At 60.3% G+C, this 4,421-nt stretch carries 5 protein-coding genes; all 5 read left to right on the top strand.

Annotation, left to right across the window (positions count from 1 at the left end; all coding sequences use genetic code 11):
- The first annotated feature begins 59 nt into the window (after window positions 1-59).
- Window positions 60-164 carry an entericidin A/B family lipoprotein gene (locus CAPSK01_RS23380; RefSeq protein ID WP_273703837.1) on the top strand — a complete coding sequence of 35 codons (105 nt, stop codon included), beginning with the start codon at window positions 60-62 and terminating at the stop codon, window positions 162-164.
- 21 nt (window positions 165-185) lie between these two features.
- Window positions 186-824 (top strand): 3-isopropylmalate dehydratase small subunit, encoded by a 639-nt coding sequence (leuD, locus tag CAPSK01_RS15945; protein ID WP_034928923.1) that lies wholly within the window; start codon window positions 186-188, stop codon window positions 822-824.
- Between the two features lie 10 nt (window positions 825-834).
- A complete protein-coding gene (gene leuB / locus CAPSK01_RS15940; protein WP_034928920.1) occupies window positions 835-1,899 on the top strand; it encodes a 3-isopropylmalate dehydrogenase in 1,065 nt (354 codons plus the stop codon).
- 31 nt (window positions 1,900-1,930) lie between these two features.
- Window positions 1,931-3,061, top strand: coding sequence for an aspartate-semialdehyde dehydrogenase (gene asd, locus CAPSK01_RS15935; RefSeq protein WP_034928917.1), 1,131 nt, complete (start codon window positions 1,931-1,933; stop codon window positions 3,059-3,061).
- 141 nt (window positions 3,062-3,202) lie between these two features.
- On the top strand, window positions 3,203-4,421 hold a 1,219-nt coding region (locus CAPSK01_RS15930; RefSeq protein ID WP_337958606.1), incomplete at its 3' end, for a FimV/HubP family polar landmark protein.

The raw sequence follows: 4,421 nt of genomic DNA, 5'->3' as shown, positions 1-4,421 counted from the left end.
GTGCTGGGCGTTGGCAACATCCTGTTGAGTGATGAGGGACTGGGTGGCACGGAGACGCCATGAACAGTCTGACCTGGAGACTGCTGATGGTCTGCAACACGATACAAGGGTTGGGCCGGGATATTGAAAAAGGCGGCCAGGCCATCGAGCGGGCTGCCAGGTAGGGCGCCCGGACAAGGAGAAGCATGGACAAATTCGTTTCCCTCGAAGGGCTGGTGGCGCCCCTCGATCGGGCCAATGTCGACACCGACGCCATTATTCCCAAGCAGTTCCTGAAGTCGATCAAACGTTCGGGTTTCGGTCCGAATCTGTTCGACGAATGGCGTTATCTCGATCCCGGCGAGCCCGGCAAGGATCAGTCGGCGCGGCTGCTCAACCCGGATTTCGTTCTCAATCAGCCCCGCTATCAGGGGGCGCAAATCCTGCTGACGCGCCAGAACTTCGGTTGCGGCAGTTCGCGCGAACACGCGCCCTGGGCGTTGCTCGACTTCGGCTTTCGCGCGCTGATTGGCGAGAGCTTTGCCGACATCTTCTACAACAACTGCTTCAAGAACGGTATTCTGCCGATCGTATTGCCGGCTGCCGAAATCGATGCCCTGTTTGCGCTGGTCGAGGCCCACCCGGGCTGTCGGCTGGTGGTCGACCTCGAGCAGCAACAGGTATGTCGTCCGGATGGCAAGGTGCTGCCGTTTGCCGTGGACTCTTTCCGGCGCGAGTGCCTGCTCAACGGCTGGGATGATATCGGGCTGACCTTGCGCCATGCTGATCTGATCAAGGCTTTTGAAGACCAACGACGTATCGAGCAGCCCTGGCTGTTCGCCTGAGGAATCGGAAATGAAAATTTGTGTTCTTCCTGGAGACGGCATCGGCCCGGAAATCATCGCCGAAGCGGTGCGTGTTCTGCAGGCACTCGAACTCGGCTGCGAGATGGAGGAAGGGCTGCTCGGCGGATGCGCCGTCGATGCCACCGGTGAACCCTACCCGCAGGCGACACAAGCGTTGGCCCAGCAGGCCGATGCGGTGTTGCTGGGTGCTGTCGGTGGCCCGCAATGGGACAGCCTGCCGCGCGCGCAGCGCCCGGAGCGGGGTTTGCTCGGCATTCGCCAGCAACTGGGCCTCTTTGCCAACCTGCGCCCAGCCATCCTTTATCCGGAACTGGCCAACGCTTCGTCACTTAAACCCGAAGTGGTGGCCGGTCTGGATATCCTGATCGTTCGTGAACTGACTGGCGACATTTATTTCGGGCAACCGCGCGGCATCGAGATGCGCGTGCTGGATGGTCGGCAGGAACGTTTCGCGTTCAACACCATGCATTACAGCGAAAGCGAGATTCGCCGCATCGTACGAGTTGCTTTCGAGGCAGCACGCAAGCGCAACCGGAAGCTGTGCTCGGTCGACAAGATGAACGTGCTCGAGACCACCCAGCTCTGGCGTGACGTGGCCACTGAAACGGCGGCCGAGTATCCTGATGTCGAACTCAGCCACATGCTGGTCGACAATGCGGCAATGCAGCTGGTGCGTAAACCTTTACAGTTCGACGTGCTGGTGACCGGTAACCTGTTCGGCGATATCCTGTCGGATGAAGCAGCGATGCTCACCGGTTCGATCGGCATGCTGCCTTCGGCTTCGCTGGATGCGAACCACAAGGGCTTGTACGAGCCTTGTCACGGTTCGGCTCCGGACATCGCCGGTCGCGGTCTGGCCAATCCCCTGGCGACGATTCTCTCTGCAGCCATGATGTTGCGTTACACCTTCGCGCAGGAGTCGGCGGCCTTGCGTATTGAAAATGCGGTCAGGAAAGTGCTGGCACAGGGTTACCGAACGGCTGACATCCACGAGCCAGGGATGCAGAAGGTGGGTACACGCGCCATGGGCGATGCCGTACTGGCGGCGCTTTGAATGAATCAGTAGATTGTGGAGGAACGCTCGAATGAGGAAACTTGGTCTGGTGGGTTGGCGCGGCATGGTGGGATCGGTCCTGATGCAGCGGATGCTTGAAGAGGGTGATTTCGAACAGGTCGATCCGTTCTATTTTTCGACTTCATCGGTCGGAAGCAAGGCGCCCGTGCTGGCCGGCAAGGATGCCGGAGTCTTGCAGGACGCGATGTCGATCGATGCACTGAGCCGGATGGACCTGATCATCACCTGCCAGGGGGGCGACTACACCAAGGAAATCTTCCCTCGGCTGCGTGCCGCCGGCTGGCAGGGGCACTGGATTGATGCGGCGTCCACCTTGCGCATGCACGACGACGCGGTGATCATTCTCGATCCGGTGAACCTCGACGTGATCAAGAACGCACTGGCCCAGGGCGGCCGCAACTGGATCGGCGGCAACTGCACGGTTTCGCTGATGCTGATGGGCATTGGCGGCCTGTTACGACAGGATCTCGTCGAATGGGTCAGCGCCATGACCTATCAGGCAGCGTCCGGGGCCGGAGCACAGAACATGCGTGAACTGCTGCAGCAGATGGGTGCGCTGCATGACGCAGTACGGGCCGAACTGGCCGAGCCGGCTTCGGCAATTCTCGAGATTGATCGCAAGGTTGCAAAGAGCATGCGCTCGCCGGATTTCCCGACTCGGAACTTTCGCAACACCGCACTGGCCGGCAGCCTGATCCCGTGGATCGATGTGCCGGTCGAAGGCGGTCAGTCGAAGGAAGAGTGGAAAGGCGGTGCCGAATGCAACAAAATCCTCGGTCGTCCGGCCTTTCGCACTCCGGGCAGCATCCCTGTCGATGGTCTGTGCGTGCGTATCGGCGCGATGCGTTGTCATGCGCAGGGTTTGACCATCAAGCTCAAGCGCGATGTGCCGTTGACTGAGCTGGGCGAGATCATTGCACAGGCCAATCCGTGGGTGAAAGTGGTTCCCAATGAACGCGAGATCACCGAGAGGGAGCTGACGCCGGCCGCGGTCACCGGAACCCTGACCATCCCGGTGGGTCGTTTGCACAAGCTGGCAATGGGACCGGAATATCTTGGCGCCTTCACGGTGGGGGATCAGTTACTCTGGGGTGCGGCCGAGCCGCTGCGCCGAATGCTCCGTATTCTGCTGGATGACTGATTGCATGACCGGGTACTGGAACCCGGTTTTTCACCTTGTCGAGACCTTTGAAGCAGAAGAATGTTTAGCTTGCATGGCTAAGTTCATGATGTTATTTTAATTATCGATGTGGATGCTCAGGGATGCGCCGTGGCCAAGAAAATGAATGACACAACCGCTAATTTCCGACTACAAGCTTCGGCATGGGCAGTCGCGTCATCGTTGGCGCTGGCGGCTTTGCCACTCGCCAGTGAAGCTGCCGGGCTTGGCAAGATCACCGTCTTCTCTGCTCTCGGTCAGCCTTTGCGCGCCGAGATGGAGGTCTTCGCCACCCGCGAGGAACTCGCGGGAATGAAGGCACAACTCGCCTCCCAGGAGGCCTTCAAACAGGCGGGTGTGGACTATGCGCCGGCCTTGTCCGGCGTAACCCTGAGCATCGACAAGCGCCCGAACGGTCAGCCGATCATCAGATTGACTTCAACCCGGCCGATCAACGAACCATTCGTCGATTTGCTGCTTGAACTCAACTGGCCAACCGGCCGCCTGATTCGCGAGTACACCTTTCTGCTCGATCCGCCCGAATTCGCTGCCAAAACCGCTGCTGCGACACCAGCAATCGTCAGGCCGCTCGCGGAAGCCAGGCCGCCGGTCGAAACGCGAGCGCTGGAGGAGCGGTCGAGGAGCGCCGCGCCTTCCAGGTTGCGGACCCGTGAGCCGGTGCAGCCGGCTGTGGACGGCGGTGCCACCTACGAAGTCAAGCGCGGGGAAACACTGAGCAGGATCGCGAGTGAACTCCGGCCTGAGGGCGTTTCTCTGGACCAGATGCTGCTCGGGCTCTTTCAAGCCAATCAGAATGCGTTCGACGGTGGCGACATCAACCGCCTGAAGGCGGGCAAAATTCTTTTGATACCGGACAAAGCGACTCTGGAAGCCATTCCGAGGAGCGAGGCCAAGACCGTCATCGTTGCACAATCGTCGAATTGGGGGGCTTATCGTCGGAGACTCGCCACCGTCGCCGCGGATGTCCCTGGCAGAGAAGAGGGTGCCAGGCAAGCAGCCGGCAGGATCACCACCAAGGTTGAGGACCGTGCTGGATCTGCTGCCGAACCCAAGGACCAGCTGAAAGTATCCAAAACCGATCTCCCCGGCACCAAACCCCTGCCAGCCGCCAAGCGCACAGACGAAGATCTGATTGCCAAGGAGAAGGCGCTCAAGGATGCCAACGAACGCTTGGCAAGCCTCGAGAGGAATGTTGCGGAACTGCAGCGGCTGGTGGAACTGAAGAGCCAGAACCTGGCGGATCTGGAGCGACAGTCTGCTGCCAAGGCCGCGCCAGCGGCCGAAGTGAAGAAGATGCCGGAAGCAGCCGCCTCGTCGGCAC

The sequence above is a fragment of the Candidatus Accumulibacter vicinus genome (genome assembly GCF_000584955.1).
GTDB classification, from domain to species: Bacteria; Pseudomonadota; Gammaproteobacteria; order Burkholderiales; family Rhodocyclaceae; genus Accumulibacter; species Accumulibacter vicinus.
Note: the sequence above shows the minus strand (reverse complement) of the source record. Positions and strands in the feature narration are given on the sequence as shown.